General features: G+C 72.8%; 15 protein-coding genes. 6 read left to right on the top strand and 9 right to left on the bottom strand.

The annotated features are described in order from the left end of the window. Positions 1 to 70: 70 nt before the first annotated feature. From G3576_RS26415 to G3576_RS26440, 6 genes are all read right to left on the bottom strand, one after another. Positions 71 to 889, bottom strand: coding sequence for an AraC family transcriptional regulator (locus G3576_RS26415; RefSeq protein ID WP_164697489.1), 819 nt, complete (start codon positions 887 to 889; stop codon positions 71 to 73). A gap of 46 nt (positions 890 to 935) precedes the next feature. Continuing rightward, positions 936 to 1,127 (bottom strand): hypothetical protein, encoded by a 192-nt coding sequence (locus G3576_RS26420; protein ID WP_164697490.1) that lies wholly within the window; start codon positions 1,125 to 1,127, stop codon positions 936 to 938. Further along, the gene (locus tag G3576_RS26425; protein WP_164697491.1) at positions 1,124 to 1,708 is read right to left on the bottom strand and encodes a hypothetical protein; all 585 of its coding nucleotides are present in this window, start codon (positions 1,706 to 1,708) and stop codon (positions 1,124 to 1,126) included. The genes G3576_RS26420 and G3576_RS26425 overlap by 4 nt, the downstream gene beginning before the upstream one ends. Continuing rightward, positions 1,705 to 3,243, bottom strand: a complete 1,539-nt coding sequence (locus G3576_RS26430) for a UxaA family hydrolase (RefSeq protein ID WP_164697492.1) — start codon at positions 3,241 to 3,243, stop codon at positions 1,705 to 1,707. The genes G3576_RS26425 and G3576_RS26430 overlap by 4 nt, the downstream gene beginning before the upstream one ends. A 62-nt stretch (positions 3,244 to 3,305) precedes the next feature. Then, entirely contained in the window at positions 3,306 to 6,818 is a 3,513-nt protein-coding gene (locus G3576_RS26435; protein ID WP_164697493.1) for an AAA family ATPase, read from the bottom strand. Then, positions 6,818 to 8,041: a metallophosphoesterase family protein gene (locus G3576_RS26440; protein WP_164697494.1), complete on the bottom strand. Its 1,224-nt coding sequence runs from the start codon at positions 8,039 to 8,041 to the stop codon at positions 6,818 to 6,820. Before G3576_RS26440 ends, G3576_RS26435 begins: the two co-directional genes overlap by 1 nt. Before the next feature lie 99 nt (positions 8,042 to 8,140). On the opposite strand from G3576_RS26440, the gene G3576_RS26445 reads away from it, so the two are divergent. Next, the gene (locus G3576_RS26445; RefSeq protein ID WP_164697495.1) at positions 8,141 to 8,761 is read left to right on the top strand and encodes a phosphohydrolase; all 621 of its coding nucleotides are present in this window, start codon (positions 8,141 to 8,143) and stop codon (positions 8,759 to 8,761) included. 54 nt (positions 8,762 to 8,815) lie between these two features. Then, a complete protein-coding gene (locus tag G3576_RS26450; RefSeq protein WP_164697496.1) occupies positions 8,816 to 9,061 on the top strand; it encodes a DUF3297 family protein in 246 nt (81 codons plus the stop codon). Positions 9,062 to 9,214: 153 nt separating this feature from the next. On the opposite strand, the gene G3576_RS26455 is transcribed toward G3576_RS26450, so the two are convergent. Both G3576_RS26455 and G3576_RS26460 read right to left on the bottom strand, forming a co-directional pair. Next, the gene (locus tag G3576_RS26455) at positions 9,215 to 10,348 is read right to left on the bottom strand and encodes a glycoside hydrolase family 71/99 protein (RefSeq protein WP_164697497.1); all 1,134 of its coding nucleotides are present in this window, start codon (positions 10,346 to 10,348) and stop codon (positions 9,215 to 9,217) included. 2 nt (positions 10,349 to 10,350) lie between these two features. Next, complete coding sequence (locus G3576_RS26460; RefSeq protein WP_164697498.1) at positions 10,351 to 10,902, bottom strand: DUF3592 domain-containing protein; 552 nt, start codon at positions 10,900 to 10,902, stop codon at positions 10,351 to 10,353. Between the two features lie 44 nt (positions 10,903 to 10,946). Here G3576_RS26460 and G3576_RS26465 point away from each other — a divergent pair, with 44 nt between their 5' ends. Genes G3576_RS26465 through G3576_RS26475 form a run of 3 tightly spaced genes read left to right on the top strand, consistent with a single transcriptional unit; the run spans position 10,947 to position 12,716 of the window. Next, entirely contained in the window at positions 10,947 to 11,447 is a 501-nt protein-coding gene (locus G3576_RS26465; protein ID WP_164697499.1) for a YcgN family cysteine cluster protein, read from the top strand. 19 nt (positions 11,448 to 11,466) lie between these two features. Beyond that, the gene (locus G3576_RS26470) at positions 11,467 to 12,405 is read left to right on the top strand and encodes a dihydrodipicolinate synthase family protein (RefSeq protein WP_164697500.1); all 939 of its coding nucleotides are present in this window, start codon (positions 11,467 to 11,469) and stop codon (positions 12,403 to 12,405) included. Continuing rightward, positions 12,402 to 12,716, top strand: coding sequence for a cupin domain-containing protein (locus G3576_RS26475; protein ID WP_164697501.1), 315 nt, complete (start codon positions 12,402 to 12,404; stop codon positions 12,714 to 12,716). The genes G3576_RS26470 and G3576_RS26475 overlap by 4 nt, the downstream gene beginning before the upstream one ends. An 82-nt stretch (positions 12,717 to 12,798) precedes the next feature. On the opposite strand, the gene G3576_RS26480 is transcribed toward G3576_RS26475, so the two are convergent. Beyond that, positions 12,799 to 13,677: a DMT family transporter gene (locus G3576_RS26480; protein ID WP_164697502.1), complete on the bottom strand. Its 879-nt coding sequence runs from the start codon at positions 13,675 to 13,677 to the stop codon at positions 12,799 to 12,801. A 75-nt stretch (positions 13,678 to 13,752) separates the two neighbouring features. Here G3576_RS26480 and G3576_RS26485 point away from each other — a divergent pair, with 75 nt between their 5' ends. After that, complete coding sequence (locus G3576_RS26485; protein WP_164697503.1) at positions 13,753 to 14,475, top strand: M48 family metallopeptidase; 723 nt, start codon at positions 13,753 to 13,755, stop codon at positions 14,473 to 14,475. Positions 14,476 to 14,490: the final 15 nt, after the last annotated feature.

Below are 14,490 nucleotides of genomic sequence, written 5' to 3' on the forward strand. Positions count from 1 at the left end.
GCCATCTCCGTCTGAAGGGAAGGCGAGGGTAGCGGCGCGGCGGCCGGCGGGATTGGAGAAATGGTAGGGGCTATTCCGCGAAGCCGAGGCCATCCCGCAGCCGCCGGTCGAGCAGCGCGGCCGGCGAGAGGCCGGTGAATGCCTTCACGTCATGGATCAGGTGCGCCTGGTCGGCATAGCCGGCTTCCGCCGCCAGGCCGGCCCAGTCCGGCGCGCCCTCCGCCGGCAGGCGGGCGATGACGGTGCCGAAGCGCTTGAGCCGCGCGGTCATCTTCGGCGCCAGGCCGGTGCGCCGGCGGAAATGGCGGGCGAAGGTCTGGCGGCTCCACCCCAGCTCCGCCGCCAGCGAGGCGATGGGGATGCGCCCGCCCGTCGCCTCGATCCGCTGCCAGGCCCGGGCGATGGGGTCGGCGGGCGGGCCCGGCTCGGCCAGGCGCTGCAGAAGAAAGCCCTCCATCACGTCGAGGCAGGCTTCCGGGTCGCGGATCCCGGCCAGCTGGTCGCCCAGCGTGGTGCGGCCGAGCGCCTCGTGGAGGCCCAGGAACTCGGCGGGCAGCGCATCGAGGTCATCGCGCAGCAGCCGTTCCGCGCCGAGCGGCGTCAGCATCACCTGCACGCCGCGCTGCTGCCCGGCCATGAAGCTGCGCGCCGGGGCGGGGTGGGGGCGGGCGAGGAAGCCCGTGGCGGTGTCGAAGCGCGTCTCCCGCGCCGGATCGGGCCAGGCGACGCCGATCGCCGGGCCGAGATTGACCAGCAGCACTGCCTCCGCGCAGGGCATCTCCCGCCGCCGCAGGGGGGCGCCGCGCTGCTCGTCGTAATGCCAGAGGCCGCTGACCAGGCCGCGCAGCGCGGGGTGGGGCGCGCGGTTGTGGAAGGTGAAGCGGTTCATGGCGCGGCGGTCCCGGGTCTGGCCATCGGGGTGCCGCCCGGGCAGTTCAGAACTTCGCCGGCCAGGGCTTCTGGCCGCGTTCGTCCGCCAGTTCCTGCAGGCGCTTCAGCATCTCCCGCTTCTCCGGCGTGCGGCGCCGGCCGGAATTCATCATCGCCTCCGCGGGCGGGATGACGACGCCTTCGGCGAGTTTCTGCAGGATCTGCGCCCGGCGCTCGGCAGGGGTGATGCGGTTCAAGGCGTCTCCCCTTTCCTGGGGCTGGGAGTGGCAAGGGCGCCAAAATCTGGCTCGGTGCCGATATCCTGCAGAATGCGCCGCTTCACGTAGGTTTCGTCAAGCCCGACGGCAAGCGCCATCAGGGCTCGCAACTGGTCCGCCAGTTCCGCGTCCCGCCGGTCGGAAGCCTCCCACTGTCCGTAGCGATCGATGATGATCTCCTCGATCGGCGCCATCAGGACGTCACCGGAGGGCATGCCGATGAACCGGATGCGCTTTCGGTCGCCGAGTCCGTCATAGTAGCGGGAGGAGACGCAATCGACGGCGATCGGGATGTCCGGGTGGAAGTAGCCCCCAAGCCGCCGTCCTGGCCGGTCCTCCCGCCGGAAGCCGACCGTCTTCAGCGCCCGGTCCAGCGCCAGATCATCTGCGGAGACCAGGTCGAGGTCGCCGGAGGTGATGGCGCCAAGCGTGTCGAACTCCACCACAGCGCCACCGACCAGCACGGGCGGTGACCGGCCTTCCGCCAGCATCAGGGCGGAGGCCTTCGCCAGCAGGTCGAGCGCCGCCAGGAACTCCGGTCTGTAGTCCGGCGCGCTCACATCGTCGCGCCCAGTGTCCAGGGGGCGAACTCCGCCCCCCCGAAATCATACGCCTCGCTCTTCGTCCGCTCCCCGCTCGCCACCCGCAGGATCAACTCGAAGATGCGCTGGCCGCATTCGGCCACGCTCTCCTCCCCCGTGACGATGCCGCCGCAATTGATGTCCATGTCCTCCGACATCCGCTCATACATCGCGGAATTGGTCGCGAGCTTGATGGAGGGCGCGGGCTTGCAGCCGAAGACGCTGCCGCGGCCGGTGGTGAAGCAGACCATGTTGGCCCCGCCCGCCACCTGGCCCGTCGCCGCCACCGGGTCGTAGCCCGGCGTGTCCATGAAGACGAAGCCCTTCGCGGTCACGGGCTCCGCGTAACGATAGACCTCGACCAGATTGGTGCTGCCCGCCTTGGCCATGGCGCCGAGCGACTTCTCCAGGATGGTCGTCAGCCCGCCCGCCTTGTTGCCGGGGGAGGGGTTGGCGTTCATCTCGGCGCCCTCGCGCTCCGTATAGGCCTCCCACCACCGCATCAGCTCGACCAGCTTCTCGCCCACGTCGCGGGAGACGGCGCGGCGTGTCAGCAGATGCTCCGCGCCATAGGTCTCCGGCGTCTCGGACAGGATCACGGTGCCGCCATGCCGCACCAGCAGGTCGCTCGCCACGCCGAGCGCCGGGTTGGCGGTGATGCCGGAATAGCCGTCCGACCCCCCGCATTGCAGGGCGAGCGTCAATTCGCTGGCCGGGATCGTCTCCCGCACCGCCTGATTGGATTCGGCCAGGACTTCGCGGACGAAGGCGATGCCGGCCTCCACGGTCTTCCGCGTGCCGCCCATCTCCTGGATATCCATGTTCCGCAGGCGCCCGGCAAGGCGCTGCTCCTCCAGCATGCCGCCGAGCTGGTTGACCTCGCAGCCGAGGCCGATGGCGATGACGTGGCTGAAATTCACATGGCGCGCGAAGCCCGCCAGCGTCCGGCGCAGCAGCTTCAGCGGCTCGCCCATCGTCATGCCGCAGCCCGTCTTGTGGGTCAGCGCCACCACCCCGTCCACATTCGGGAATTCGGCCAGGGGATCGGTGCCGGTGAAGGGGTTCTTCTTGAAGGCATCGGCGATCAGCTCCGCCACATGGGCGGAGCAGTTCACGGAGGTGACGATGCCGATGTAGTTGCGCGTCGCCGCCCGGCCATCGGCGCGGCGGAAGCCCTGGAAGGTGGCGGCGGGCGTGATCAGCCCGGTCGGCTTCGCATCGACGCCCCAGGCATAGTCCTTGGCGAAGTCGCCCATGGCGCAGTTGTGGGTGTGCACCCAGTCCCCGGGCTGGATCACCTCCGTCGCGAAGCCGATGATCTGGCCGTAGCGCCGGATCGGCTCCCCCACCGCATGGGCGCGCACGGCCACCTTGTGGCCCGGCGGCACGCGCTTCTCGCCGCGCACTGCGATGCCGCCCTCCACCGGCGTGCCGGGCGGCAGGCCGATGCGGGCGATCACCACGCTGTCATCGGCGGCCAGGCGGATGGTGGGGGGCAGGGTGCGGGCGTCCATGGGGCTTCCTTCCTCGTTCCCCGCAGCATAGGGCGCGGACCCCGCCCGCCAAAAGGGCGCACTCAGGCGGCGGGGCGCGCCGCCAGCGCGGGCACCGGTACCGCCGGCAGTTCAAGCACCGCCACCCCTGGCTGCCGCGCCGCCAGCGCCGCCAGATGCGCGTGGTGCGTGAACAGGATCACCTGCGTCACCTGCCCCAGCTGGCGCAGCAGCGTGATGGCGGACGCCGCGCGCCCATCGTCGAAGGTCGCCAGCAGATCATCCGCGATGAAGGGCAGGGGCTCCGCCGCGGCCGCATGCGCCTCGATCGCCGCGACCCGCAGCGCCAGGTAGAGCTGGTCCCGCGTCCCCTCGCTCAGCTGGTCGATCGGGCAGGCGCTGCCATCCGCGCGCACGGCCTGCAGCAGGGTGCGGCCGTCATCCTGCTCCTCGGCCGCCAGCCGGGTGTAGCGCCCGGCGGTCAGCAGGGCGAAGTGATGGGTGGCGGCGCGCAGCATCGGGCCCTGCTGGTCCTGGCGCAGCCGCTCGATCCCCGCCTTCAGCAGGCGCCGCGCCAGGTGGAGCCGGGCGTAGCGCTCCGCGGCTTCCTGCGCGTCCGCCAGGTGCTGCTGCATGTCCTGCGCATGCGCCGCCGCGTCCCGCCCCGCCTCCAGCGCCGAGAGCCGCGCCCGCGCGGCCTGCTGTTCGGCGCCGAGTTCCGTGCGGCGATGGCCAAGCTCCGCCTGTCGCCGCTCGATCGCTTCCAGCCGCAGCGCGGCCTGGTCGGGGTCGAAGCCCTCCACCTCCTCCCGCAGCTGGGCCTCGGGCAGGCCCTCGCCCTGCACATGCAGGGAGGCTCGGAGCGCCGCCACGCTCTCTGCCAAGGCGCCGCGCCGCGCCGCCTGGCGCACCGCCTCCTCCAGCGCGGGCAGGCCATCCGTGCCGGCCAGGGCGTGCAGCCCGCCGAGTGCCGCCTCCGCCCGCCGCGCCGCGGCCCTTGCCGCTTCCGCCGCCGCCGTCCTTTCCCGGATCTGGACCTGAAGCCCCTCCGCCGAGGCCTCCGCCTGGCGCGCCGCCGCGAGCCGCCGCGTCAGCTGGGCGGACAGGGGAAAGGCCTGCCCATCCCCCACCGCTTCCCCGAGCGCCGCCGCGAGCGCCAGTGTCTCCCGCCCGAAGCTGGCCACCGAGGCCTCCATCGCCTCGATTCGCGTGGCGTTGGACTGCCAGGCGGTCGCGGCTTCCGCCACCGCGCCCCAGGCGGCCAGCGCCGCCTCCACCGCCTCCACCCCCGCCGTCGCGGGCAGGCCGAGCGCCAGCAATGCGGGCTGCCAGGCGCCGTCGGAATCGGCCAGCGCCGACGCGGCCTGGTCGCGTGCGGCGCGGGCTTCCTCCAATCGCTCGGCGGCCAGGCGCAGCGCCTCCGCCCTTTCGCGATGCGCGGCCTCCGCCGCCTCCGCCGCCGCGCAGGCTTCCGTGGCCTCCGCCAGCAGCGGCGCCAGTTCCGGCGCGGCGGGCGGAGTGGGCAGCAGGGGCAGCAGCGCGGCGCGGGCGGCATCGCGGCGCGCCGCGGCCTCCTCCCGCTGCTGGCGCAGCGCGGCGGCGCGCTCCATGAGGTCCAGCACCTTCGCCCGCGCCTCGCGCCATTGCAGCATGGCGGGCGGGGAGGCGGGGGTGATGCCGGCGGGCGCCCAGAGGTCCTGCCAGGCCTGCGCTGCCGCCGCCGCACCCTCCCACGCCGCCGCCGCGGCGGCGGACAGCGCCGGATGGCGGTCCCGCAGCAAGGCAAGGCGCGCCTGCTGCGTCGCGTACTCGGTGACGCGCCCCGCATCGTCGGCGCGGGCATCGGCGAGCCGGTCGGCGGCGTCGCGCAGGGCCTCGAACACCTCGGCCGGGGCGCCGGCGGGAAGGGTCGTCCATTCCCCCGGCGCCGGGGCCGCGCCGCCTTCAAGCTGGCGGCGGATCAACCGCCAGGCGGCATCGCGGCGGGCGCGGCTTTCGGCGATGGCGGCGGGGGTGGGCACCGTCTCCCCGCGCGCGATGCGGGCCAGCGCCTCCTCCAGCGCCGCCATCTCCGCCGCCGCGCTCTCCAGCGCCCGGCCGGCTTCCTCCGCCGCCTGCGTGGCGGCCGCCATGGCCCGCGCGGCTTCCTCCGCCGTGGCCGGCAGGGGCAGGCGGCAGGCGGCGAGCGCGGCCGCATCCCCCGTCCAGAGGTCCAGCGCCGCCAGCGCCGCCGCGGCCCGCCTCTCCGCCTCCGCGGCTTCCCGCGCCAGGCGGGCGACCTCCCTGTCCATCGGCCCTTCGGCGCGGACGGCATCGATGGCGCGGCGCAGCGCGGCGGCGGGCGCCGGCGGGGGGGAGGCCAGCAGCGCCTGCCGCGCCTGTTCATGGCGCCGTTCCGCCCCGCGCAGCGCCGTGGTCGCGCCTTCCAGCCGGGCCAGCAGCGTGGTGCGGCTGCGCAGCAGGCGCTGCGCGGCCTCGCGCTCCGCGGCGCGCGGCAATGCCTCCCGTGCCCGCCCCGGCGGCAGGTCGAGCCCGAGGCGTTCCGCCGCGGCGGCCATGCGCTGCGCCTGTTCCGCCGCCGCCTGCCGCACCCCGGGCAGGTCGCCCTGCGCGCCGAGTGCCGTCGCGCGTGCCATCGCCAGCGCATCGATCGCGTCCTGCCGCGCCAGCACGGCGGCGTCGCGGGGCAGTGCCGCGAGCTGATCCGCCAGGCGCCGCGCCGCCGCATCCTCCCGCGCTTCGTCCTCCGCCGCCTTGCGCAGCGCGGCGGTCAGGCGGGCCAGGGTCTCCGCCGCATCGGCGGGCAGGGCAGGGGCCTCGGCCAGGGGCGCCAACTCCGCCACCTCCTCCGCCAGGCGGCGGAGCAGCGGCGCCACGGCGCGGGCGCGGCGAAGCCGAAGCTCCTCCCGCTTCAGCGTCGCCTCCTCCGCGATGATCCCGGCGAGGTCCGCCTCCGCGCGCCGCACCGCCTCCCGCGCCTCCTGCCACTCGGCGGGGCGGATGGTCGCGGCATCCAGGGCGCGCTGCGCGGCAGCGAAGGCATCGGCGGCGGCGGGCAGGCGTCGGCTGCGGTGGCGGGTGCCGTGCAGCTCATCCGCCTGGCGGTCCAGCCGGGCGAGGGCCTGCTGCAGCCGCGGGACGCCCATGCCGGCCAGCAACCCCTCGCCGGCGCCGCCGCCGCCTTCCGCCAGCGCCCGCCCGTGTTCGCGCAAGCCCGCGCCATCCAGGCCGAAGGTGTCGCGGAACCGCTCCCGCCCCACGCCGCCGAGGAAGCGCTCCAGCGCGGCCTCCGGCAATGGCGTCTCATCCGGCGCCATCAGCGTGTTCTGCCTGCCCTTGCGGCGGAGGAAGCTGGCCCGCGTGCCGTCCCGCCCCATCACGGTGATGCCGAGGCGGAGCTTGCCTGTCTCGTGCAGGAAGGCGTGGGCGCTGTTGTGGGGGAAGCCGTAGAGCGCATCGCCGATGGCGGACAGCGCGGTGGATTTCCCCGCCTCGTTCGCCCCCAGCACGACATGCAGCGCGGCATGCTCCGGGAAGTCGAGCCGCACATCGGTCAGGTGCCCGTAGCGCAGCAGGTCGAGCGTGAGGAGGCGCATCAGCCGCGTTCCTGCGCGATGGCGGCTTCCACCGCGTCCCAGGCCTCATCCGCCAGTCGCGCCAGCTTCAGAACGTCATCCGGCCAATCGAGCGTCGCGCGGCCCGGTGCCGGCACCCTGGCCCGCACCGAGCCAAGCTCCTCCAGCAGCTCGCGGCGCAGCGCCTCATCCTCCAGCGCCGTCAGGAAGGCCGCGCGGAGCGGTGCGAGCGCCCCGGCATCCATCGTGCGGGGCGGGCGCGTCTGCAGCTTGATCTTCTCCAGCCACAGGCTGCCCTCGGCCTCGATCGCGGCGGAGGCGCACCAGGCGGCGATGTCGTCATGGCGGTCGGGAAGCAGGGCGTGCAGCGGCGTCTCCCCGGCGATCGTCACGCGTGCCAGCAGCGCCCGCCCTTCCGCCGCGGCCAATGCCGCCGACACCGCGGCGCCGGTGCGCGCGATCAGCGTCGCCTCGTCGGCGCCGCTGGCATCGACGCTCAGCGACACCCAGCGCAGGCAATCGACGCTGCGATGCTCCACGGCCGTGATGGCGCCATCCTCCACGGTGACCAGGGTGCAGCCCTTGGCGCCCGTCTCCCGCGCGTGCCGCCCCTGGAGGTTGCCGGGAAAGACGATCCAGGGCCGTTCATGCAGCACCTGGCGCAGATGGATGTGGCCGAGCGCCCAGTAGTCATAGCCCTTGTCCCGCAACGCCTGCGGCGTGCAGGGGGCATAGGTCGCGTGCTCCCCTGGATCGTCGCCGGAGGTGTGCAGCACGCCGATGTTGAGCAGGCCCGGCACGGGGTCGGGATAATCCTTCGAGAGGTCCTCCGGCACCGCGCGGTCCGGGAAGGAATGGCCATGCAGCGCGACGCCGAGTTCGGGGAGCCTGAACGTCTCGCAGCGGCGGGAGGAAAACTCGCGGACATTCGGCGGCGCGGGCAGGCGCTTCGTGATCAGCGACTGCGCATCATGGTTGCCGCGCAGCAGGAAGCAGGGCCGCGGCGCCAGGCGCTTCATCTGCTCCGCGAAGAAGAGCCCCGTCGAGAAATCCTTCCAGTCCCCGTCATAGAGGTCGCCCGCGATGATGACGAAGGCGACGTCTTCCGCGATCGCCAGGTCGATCATGGCGGCGAAGGCACGGCGGGTGCAGGCGCGGAGGTCGTCCCGCAGCGGCTCCGCCCGCGCCATCAGGCCGGCGAGCGGGCTGTCCAGGTGGATATCGGCCGCGTGCAGGAATTTCATGCCGGTCCCGTGACAAAGGTTTCCCTTCCGTTTTCATCGCCCGGCTTGGCGCGGAGGGCAACCCCGCTATGAAGACGCGGTGTGAAGGGGGCCCGGCAGATGGCGAAAGCGGCGAAGGAGGCTCGGGCCTGGGTGCGGCTGCCCTCGGGCCGGCGGCTCAACCTGCTGGCGCCCACCCCCTTCGACTGGACGGATGAGGATCTGGCCATCGGCCTGTCCCGCACCTTCCGCTGGGGCGGGCATTCCGTCTGGCCCGGCGCGCCGCTCTCCGTCGCGCAGCACTCCCTCGCCGTCCTGGCGCTGCGCCGCGCGGCCAGGCCCGCGCCCACCCGCGCGGAGGCGCGGCGCGAATTGCTGCATGACGCCGAGGAGGGGCTGACGAATTTCGACTGCATCTCCCCCCTCAAGCCCTTCCTCGGCCCGGGTTTCCTCGCGCTGCAGGAGCGTCTGTCGGCGGTGATCGCCACCCGCTACGCGCTGCCCGCCTGGGAGGCCGAACAGAAGAAGCTCCACAAGAAGCTCGACATCGCCATGGCGGCGGCGGAGGCTGTGCATGTCGCGGGCTGGTCGGCCGCGGAGGTGCGCGCCACGCTCGGCATCCGCGCCGCGGTGATGCAGGCGGACCCGCTGGCCGCGATCCACGGGGGGGAGCCCTGGCGCCCCTGGCCGCCGGAGCTGGCGGCGGAACGTTTCCTGGCGACGCTGCGCGACCTCGCCTGAACACCCCGAGCCTGAACCCTTGGCATCGGCGGCCTGCGGGGTTAGTGCAGCCGCATGAGCGACACCCTGCCCGACCGCCTCTCCGTCGATCCGCGAAGCCCCTACTACCAGGAGGCGCTGCTGGCCCGCGGCGTCGGCATCCGCTTCAACGGCACCGAGAAGACGAATGTCGAGGAATACTGCGTCAGCGAGGGCTGGGTGCGGGTGTCCGTCGGCAAGGCGGTGGACCGCCGCGGCATGCCGCTGACGCTGAAGCTGAAGGGCACCGTCGAGCCCTATTTCCGCGACGAGCCCGCGTGACCGTTTGAGAACAGCGGCGGGTCGGTTTCGCCGTTCTTTTCCGCCCTGAGTGCGTTGCAGGGCTTGCCGATGCAACCAGCATCGGCGGCGCCCAGCGCCTTCCCAGGCCGAAAAATCCCTGGCGAACCCTCAGCCGCCGCCATTCCCAAACGGTCACGAAGCCGGAAGCCTGACGCAGCGATCGGAGGGAAGCGGCCGGCAGGCCGCGCCCCGCAGCGCGCGAAGCCGCGCATCGTCGAAGGGGTGCGTCGGCTCCAGCCAGCCGCCTTCGTCATTCTCGTTCCAGGCGTAGATGAGCGCCGTGCGCGGGGCCTGCGACCCCGCGAAGGCGATGGCGCGGCGCAGATGCGCCGCCAACTCCTCCGGCGTCGGCGCGGCGTAGTGGCGGTCCATCGCTTCGCCGGGGCGTTGCCAGCCCTCCCACGGTACGGGATTCTGGACTCGCGGCCGCCGGTCCCAGCCTGTCATCGCCGTCGGCACCACGGGGATGCCGAGCGCGGCCTGCGCCGCCCAGCCACGCTCCGCCGTCTGCGCCAATGCTGCATAGGGCGCCGCCCTCGCGCCGGCCTGCCAGGCATAGGCGGAGACGCCATCGAGGCCGAGCAGCGGCACCCAGCGCCATGCCTGGTCGGGCACCGGTGTCATCAGCACGATGAAGGGATCGCCCGCGCCGGCCTGCCGCGCCCGCTGCCGGAAGCCGTCCACCGCGGCACGCAGTCCCGCGATGCCGCCCCAGGCCTGCGTGATCAGGTCGTCGGAGAGGAAGCCCAGGAAGTAGAGCGGGCGGCCGCCGACGCGCTGGCAATCCGCGTCCGCCAGCAGGGCGGGATGGGTGGCCAGCGCCTCCCCCGGCGCATCGCGGCTTCCCCAGCGCACGGCCTCGCAGAGCAGGGCGAACTTCACCCGGTGCCGCGCGGCGCTGGCCCGATACAGCCGGAAACCCTCGCTCATGGAGGAAGCGGCGGGGTAGCTGACGAAGGCCCAGAAATCGATCCCGGCCGAGGCGGCCAGCGCGATCTGCCGGTCCATCACCGCCTGGTCGGGCGGCGGCATGCGGATGGGGCCGCCATCGGCCGGCACCTCCGCGAAGAAGGGTGCGCGGTGGCGCCAGGGGGCGGGGGTGAGGGCCCGTTCCACCGCCATGGTCGGCACCGACCCCGGCGCGTACCAGGCATCCCAGCGGATGGCGCCGATGGCGACCGGCGCGGGCTGCGCCCAGGCAGGCTGTACAGGGCCGGGCAGCGCCATCGCGCCGAGCCCGGCCAGGAAGGCGCGGCGCGACGCCACGATCATCGCCAGGGCCAGAGCGGCCAGAAGCGGAGCCGCCCGCCCCACATGGCCCGCCAGAGTGGCGGCAGCAGGATCCAGGCGAGGCCCGCGATCAGCAGCGCCTCCACCACCAGGTCCCAATCCGATCCCTGCACCACGCTGCGCGATGGCGCGCGTGGATCGTAGCGGATCGGAATCCGTGAACCCTCCGAGGGCCATTGCCGCAGCGATGCGTTCTCCGCCTCCACGACCTGCCCATCCCGCGTCTCGAAGCGCAGCGTGACGAAGGGAAGAATCAGCCAGGACGGCACATCCTCGCCCCGCCGGATCGGCTCTCCATCCGGCTTGCGCAGCGGCACCACCGTCGCGATCGCGGTGTCCGTGCGCTGCCAGGTCACCACCTTGTCCAGCACGGCGAGGCCGAGCACGAGCACGCAGCCCAGCAGCGCCAGCGCGAAGCGCTTGCGGAAGAAGGGCGGCGGCCAGGCGCCGGGGCGTTCCGGCGGCGTGGTCCAGGGGTTGTCCGGCGTCATCGCAGGGGAGACCTGCCCGCGCCGCGGGCGTGCGGTCAAGCATCGCCCTTGCATGCGCGGGCGCAGCGGCTAGGGTGCCCGCGATGGCGGCCTCCGATCCCTTCTGGCGCAGGAAGACCCTCGGCGCGATGACACGCGCCGAATGGGAAAGCCTCTGCGATGGCTGCGGCCGCTGCTGCCTGCACAAGCTGCGGGAGGAGGAGACGGAAGCCCTCCTCTGGACCCATGTCGGCTGCCGGCTGCTGGATGGCCAGACGGGCCGCTGCACCGACTACGCCAATCGCAAATCCCGTGTGCCGGACTGCGTGAAACTCACCCCGGCCAAGGTCGCGGCGATCGACTGGCTGCCACCGACCTGCGCCTATCGCCTGCTGGCGGAAGGGCGCGACCTGCCCTGGTGGCACCCGCTGGTCTCCGGCGATGCGGAGACGGTGCACAAGGCGGGCGTCTCCATCCGTGGCCGCATCGTGGCGGAACGCGATGCTGGCGCACTCGAGGACCATGTCGTCGCCTGGCCGGGCCGCGTGCCCAAGGCGGCGAAGCCGATCCCGCCCGTTCGGCGGGGATCGGATACCGAACTCTGAAGGGAAGGACCCGGAGATCATGAAGGACGCGCTTTTCGGCGGCATCAATGCCGCGGCCCTCACGGCGATGAACCCGGACCTCTCGCCGGACCTCGACACCTATGCCGCGCATTGCAAGTGGCTGCTGGCCAATGGCTGCAACGGCCTCGGCATCCTCGGCACGACGGGCGAGGCGAACAGCTTCGGCTTCGATGAGCGCAAGATGATCCTGGAGGGCATCGTGGCCCGCGGCGTGCCCGCGACGCGCCTGATGCCCGGCACGGGCTGCGCCAGCCTGATGGATACCGTCGAACTCACGAAGCATGCCAAGGCGCAGGGCTGCCGCGGCGTGCTGGTGCTGCCGCCCTTCTACTACAAGGCGCCGAGCGATGACGGCCTCTTCGCCTATTTCAGCGAAGTCGTGAACCGCGTCGGTGGCGGCATCGCCATCTACCTCTACCACTTCCCGCAGCAGAGCGCGGTGCCCTTCAGCCTCGACCTGATCGGCCGCCTGCTGAAGGCCTTCCCCGGCGTCATCAAGGGCGTGAAGGATTCCTCGGGCGACTACGCCAACATGAAGGCGATGATCGACAACTTCGCCAAGGACGGGTTCGAGGTCTATTCGGGCGCCGACAACTTCGTGCAGAAGATCCTGGCCGAGGGTGGTGCGGGCTGCATCACCGCCGCCGCCAACGTCAACGCCCGCTTCGGCCAGATCGTCTACCAGAAGCGCACGGGGCCGGAAGCCGATGCGGCGCAGGCCGTGCTGGACGCGACGCGCAAGGCCGCGACCGCCGTCGCCCTGATCCCCGGCCTCCGGGAAATCATCGCCCGCAGCACCGGCCATGATGGCTGGCGCGTGATCCGCCCGCCGCACCTGCCGCTCCAGGGCGATGAAGGCCAGAAGGCGTGGGATGCGATGCAGGCCGCCGGCGCGCTGCCGCTGGCGGGTATGGGCATGAAGGCCGCGGCCGAATGAGCACGCCGCTCTCCTGCCGCGCGCCGGCCACGGGCACCGTCCAGATCGACGACGACAAGGTGAAGGTGACGCGCTGGGATTTCGATCCCGGCGCGGAGACCGGCTGGCATCGCCACGGCATGTCCTATGTCGTGACGCCGGTCACCGACGGCACGCTGCTGCTGGAACTGCCGGGCGGCCAGACCGCGACGGCGGAGCTCAAGGCCGGCGTAAGCTATGCCCGCGCCTTCGGCGTGGAGCACAACGTGGTCAATGCCGGGACCGCGCCGCTGTCCTTCGTTGAAGTGGAACTCAAGGCCTACACCGGCTGACGCTTCGGCCGGCATGCCTCGGCATGCCGGCCTCGCCTTTGCAGATCGCGCGATTCAGACGTTACGGCGACGCCGCCGAACGTCATCGCGCTCGGGCAAGCGTCACCAGGGCGAGCCCTGAGAAGATGAGCGCCGCGGCTGGCAGAGTGAGCCAGCCCGGCACCTCCCCGAACAGCAGGAAACCGTAGGCCAGCCCCGCCAGGGTGATCAGGTAGGAGACCTGGCTGGTCACCATGCCGCCCGCGCTGACCAGCAGGCGGAAATAGAGCAGGTAGGCGGCGGCGGTGATCACGCCCTGCGCCAGCAGCAGCAACGCGATGCCGAGGCTCGGCGGCGGGCCGAGATGGCCGAGCAGCAGCGCCATCACCAGCACCGATCCCGCCGCCCCCACCAGCGTGCCCGCGGCCTGCGCCAGCGGCGTGCTGCCCGGCACGGCGAGCTTCACCGACAGCAGGTTCGACAGCGCGTAGCAGACCGGCGTCAGCACCATCAGCGCGGCCCAGGGCAGCAGCGCGGGATCGGGCAGCGCGGCCCCCGGCGCCATGGCCAGCGCCACGCCCGCGACGCAGAGCGCCGCGCCCAGCAGGATGCGCGGCGTCGCACGCTCGATCCCCGCCAGTGCGAAGAACAGCGTGCTGAGCAGCCCCGACAGCGGCACGAGCAGCGCGAACAACCCCGCCGGCGCGCGCATCAGCCCGGTGAAGGCGAAGAGGTTGGCGCAGGCAAGCCCGATGAAGCCGCCGCTGACGTAGTGGACCAGATGCGGCCGTGACCATCGCGGCATGTCGCGGCGTCGCGCGCAGACGCCCAGCAGCACCACGGCGCTGATCACCGCCGCGATGGTCGCGACGCCAAGCGGCATCATCCCTTGTGCCATCGCCAGTTTCGCCATCGCCGGCGTCAGCCCCCAGCTGGCGCCGAGGGCTAGGAGCGCGAGCGCGATGGAAAGGCGTTGGGGCATGCCGGTTAACACGGCGTCAGGACATCGGATGTCAAGCGGTTGAATCGCACGGTGCCTTCGCGCCATGGTGGGTCGATGCTCCCCGAATCGGAACTGATCACGCTGCCCGCCGCGAAGGGCCATCTGGCGCCGCCGGCGCGATGCCTGGTGCGCTGGCAATCCTCCTCGCGCGCGCGCCGCGTCTCCATGCGCATCTGCCCGAAGCAGGGCGCCGTCGTCGTCATCCTGCCGCCGGGCAAGGGGCGCCGCGCGGGCCTCGCGCTGCTGCGCGAACACGGCGACTGGGCGATGGAACGGCTTGCCGCGCTGGCCCCCGCCGTGCCCTTCGAACCCGACGCCACCGTGCTGCTGGGCGGTGCGCCACATCGCATCCGCCACGATCCCGCGGCACGCGGCGGGGCCTTCCTCGAGGGACGCGACATCGTCGTGGCCGGCGATCCCGCCTTCCTCCGCCGCCGCGTCGGCGACTTCATGCGGGCGGAGGCGCGCCGCCGCATCCGATCCCTCATCGGCCCGCATGCGGAGGCGCTGGGCGTGAAGCCGCGCGCGCTGCGGCTCAAGGATACGCGCAGCCGCTGGGGCAGCTGCGCGCCGGACGGCACGCTCGCCTTCTCCTGGCGCCTGGTGATGGCGCCGGATTGGGTGCTGGACTACGTGGTGGCGCATGAGGTCGCGCATCTGCGGGAGCTCAACCACTCCGCCCGCTTCTGGGCGCATGTCGAGAAGCTGACGCCGCATCGCGAGGATGCGGTGGAATGGCTGCGGGTGGAGGGGCCGGCGCTCTTGCGCGTCGGCTGATCCGGGGCGACATGC

The organism is Falsiroseomonas algicola, from assembly GCF_011040385.1.
Classification (GTDB): Bacteria; Pseudomonadota; Alphaproteobacteria; order Acetobacterales; family Acetobacteraceae; genus Falsiroseomonas; species Falsiroseomonas algicola.

What these genes read in the sequence shown, in the direction of transcription:
- G3576_RS26415 (WP_164697489.1), bottom strand. Translation starts at nt 889, where the DNA reads ATGAACCGCTTCACCTTCCACAACCGCGCGCCCCACCCCGCGCTGCGC.
- G3576_RS26430 (WP_164697492.1), bottom strand. Translation starts at nt 3,243, where the DNA reads ATGGACGCCCGCACCCTGCCCCCCACCATCCGCCTGGCCGCCGATGAC.
- G3576_RS26435 (WP_164697493.1), bottom strand. Translation starts at nt 6,818, where the DNA reads ATGCGCCTCCTCACGCTCGACCTGCTGCGCTACGGGCACCTGACCGAT.
- G3576_RS26440 (WP_164697494.1), bottom strand. Translation starts at nt 8,041, where the DNA reads ATGAAATTCCTGCACGCGGCCGATATCCACCTGGACAGCCCGCTCGCC.
- G3576_RS26445 (WP_164697495.1), top strand. Translation starts at nt 8,141, where the DNA reads ATGGCGAAAGCGGCGAAGGAGGCTCGGGCCTGGGTGCGGCTGCCCTCG.
- G3576_RS26450 (WP_164697496.1), top strand. Translation starts at nt 8,816, where the DNA reads ATGAGCGACACCCTGCCCGACCGCCTCTCCGTCGATCCGCGAAGCCCC.
- G3576_RS26465 (WP_164697499.1), top strand. Translation starts at nt 10,947, where the DNA reads ATGGCGGCCTCCGATCCCTTCTGGCGCAGGAAGACCCTCGGCGCGATG.
- G3576_RS26470 (WP_164697500.1), top strand. Translation starts at nt 11,467, where the DNA reads ATGAAGGACGCGCTTTTCGGCGGCATCAATGCCGCGGCCCTCACGGCG.
- G3576_RS26475 (WP_164697501.1), top strand. Translation starts at nt 12,402, where the DNA reads ATGAGCACGCCGCTCTCCTGCCGCGCGCCGGCCACGGGCACCGTCCAG.
- G3576_RS26480 (WP_164697502.1), bottom strand. Translation starts at nt 13,677, where the DNA reads ATGCCCCAACGCCTTTCCATCGCGCTCGCGCTCCTAGCCCTCGGCGCC.
- G3576_RS26485 (WP_164697503.1), top strand. Translation starts at nt 13,753, where the DNA reads ATGCTCCCCGAATCGGAACTGATCACGCTGCCCGCCGCGAAGGGCCAT.